The organism is Carnobacterium sp. (genome assembly GCF_045617425.1).
GTDB lineage: Bacteria > Bacillota > Bacilli > Lactobacillales > Carnobacteriaceae > Carnobacterium_B.
On record NZ_JAZLIO010000016.1, the window covers coordinates 1 to 2,061 of the forward strand.

Sequence of the window (2,061 nt, forward strand, 5' to 3'; positions counted from 1 at the left end):
TAGGGTATAAAATAGTAGTAAATCAGGTGTTTTTCGTTGGAAAATGCTTGGTTTCAGATACAGTCTCAGGGAAGGCAAAGCTGGATTTTACTGCAAAATGGTGCATTTTTAAGTTGATAACCACATCAATTTTCATTTGTATCATTACGCAGGGAATAACCCGGTTAAGTACGTGGATCCGGATGGAAGAAGTGATTACGCCTATTATAATAAAGATGACCATAATATTTACTGCTTCAAAAATAACGACAACAGTCTGTGTAAAGCAGAAATGTTGTTTGAATTTAATAGGTATTTGGTACGAAATGTTGTTTTGTTCGATGATAAAGGAGAGATAGAACAAAAAATATATGGTGAAGCAAATATCCAAGCTTTCTTTGATTCATTGAGGGAACCTTTTACATGGACAAGAGAACAAACTGAAAATCTTTGTAGTTTTAATGGTGTTGCGTTAGGAATTGGAATCGGTATTTCAATATTTATCTGCCCGGCAATTACACCATGGCTTATAGGTGCTGCACTTGCAAATGATGCTGTGAATGTTGGTTGTAGGGCTATTGATTATTATGAAAATCCTACAAAAGATAATAAAATTGAATTTTGGTTTGGCTTTGGTGGACTTGTTTTCGATGCTATTTCTTTGGGATCAGTAAAATCTATAGGATTATTTAATGGAAATCTTGCAAAATCACCTCTGTTTAGCTTTAGTATTAATAGTGCGTGTAGACCGTATTATGCATCAAACGGGCAGTATATGAAATATTCAATAGCTCGTTTTTGGTTTGGATTAGATTTTGTTGTAATACCAGGGGTTTCAAATTATGGGTCAATAATTTTTACCAAAAGTAACAATCAGGAGCAATAATAATGAGAAAGTTTAATCGTACAGAAATTATTTCATTGATAATAGCAGTAGGTTTAATAACAAGACCATTATGGAAAAAAATTTTGTGGAAGCCCATGTTAGCCTTAGCAAATTTTTCTGATCAAACCAAAGTTGACTGGTTTTTATTGACTATTACATTATTTTTTCTAATATTTCTTATTAAATATTGGAAGGGTTATATATTATTTTGTAAAAATAAAAAACAAAAAGATTTAATAAAGAAAAAAAAGGAATACTTAATTGTTTCGATAGTTCTTACTTTTATTTTTATTTTTATTTTGATGTTAACTATTATGTCTCAAATTGTGTTACTAACAAAATTATGACAAATTGTGATTTGTAAAGAGAGAACTTATATGAAGAAACTTTGATAAGTAGGTGTGAAATCTTTGCATTTTAATAAATAGGAAGTTATAGTATATTTATAGTGAAGAACAAATTGGAGGTTGTTTATGCCAGTACTTTCAATGTTTTATGGAATAATTATACGAATGCAAAGTGAACACGGTGGGAAACATCATGTTCCTCATATACATGTAATATGCGGAGATAAAGAATCAGTGTTTTCTTTAGATGGTGAACAGATAGAAGGAGAGATTTCTCAAAGTAAGAAAAAACTTGTTGAAGCATGGATAGAAATTCACAAGGAAGATCTTCAGGCAAATTGGAAATTATTAGATGAAGGTGAACAATATTTTAAGATCGAACCACTTAGATAGGAGCAAATAATGTTACGACCAACAGTAGTAAATGTCAAAGTCGAGAATAACTATCTTTTATTACTTGAGTTTGATAACGGAGAAGAAAAAGAATTTGATGTGAAACCTTACATAAAAGGTAATTGGTTTGGTATGCTACAGAATGCTTCCTATTTCAAATCTGTAAAAACAAATGGGTATAATATTGAATGGCCAGAAGGACAAGATATTTGTCCCGATGATTTGTATTACAATAGTAAAGCTTTAAGTTAACACATATCATTCAGGAAGGTTTGGACCTAAGTCAATAAAGTAGACACAAAAAATGCTAGTTTAAGAGACCCTGTCATAAAATCTGTGTAAATGGCAAGGTTTAATTGAAAGCGGGAACACGCCCGTCAAAAAGAATCGCAAATTGGTTTACCGCCAGTCCCCAGTTTTTTATGGACATCGTCCATCTGGTGCTGGCGTTTTTTA

The 2,061-nt window shown here is 31.7% G+C and carries 4 protein-coding genes; all 4 read left to right on the forward strand.

What is annotated here, in order from left to right; translation table 11 throughout:
• Positions 1 to 172: 172 nt before the first annotated feature.
• A complete protein-coding gene (locus tag ACKI3H_RS09260; RefSeq protein ID WP_407371966.1) occupies positions 173 to 865 on the forward strand; it encodes a hypothetical protein in 693 nt (230 codons plus the stop codon).
• Between the two features lie 2 nt (positions 866 to 867).
• Positions 868 to 1,212: a hypothetical protein gene (locus tag ACKI3H_RS09265; RefSeq protein ID WP_407371967.1), complete on the forward strand. Its 345-nt coding sequence runs from the start codon at positions 868 to 870 to the stop codon at positions 1,210 to 1,212.
• A gap of 126 nt (positions 1,213 to 1,338) precedes the next feature.
• Positions 1,339 to 1,605: a DUF4160 domain-containing protein gene (locus ACKI3H_RS09270; protein ID WP_407371968.1), complete on the forward strand. Its 267-nt coding sequence runs from the start codon at positions 1,339 to 1,341 to the stop codon at positions 1,603 to 1,605.
• 9 nt (positions 1,606 to 1,614) lie between these two features.
• Positions 1,615 to 1,857 carry a DUF2442 domain-containing protein gene (locus ACKI3H_RS09275; RefSeq protein WP_407371969.1) on the forward strand — a complete coding sequence of 81 codons (243 nt, stop codon included), beginning with the start codon at positions 1,615 to 1,617 and terminating at the stop codon, positions 1,855 to 1,857.
• The last annotated feature ends 204 nt before the right edge of the window (positions 1,858 to 2,061 follow it).

Bases quoted from the DNA above. Each gene is read 5' to 3' on its own strand.
- ACKI3H_RS09270 (WP_407371968.1), top strand. From the start codon at position 1,339: ATGCCAGTACTTTCAATGTTTTATGGAATAATTATACGAATGCAAAGT.
- ACKI3H_RS09275 (WP_407371969.1), top strand. From the start codon at position 1,615: ATGTTACGACCAACAGTAGTAAATGTCAAAGTCGAGAATAACTATCTT.
- ACKI3H_RS09265 (WP_407371967.1), top strand. From the start codon at position 868: ATGAGAAAGTTTAATCGTACAGAAATTATTTCATTGATAATAGCAGTA.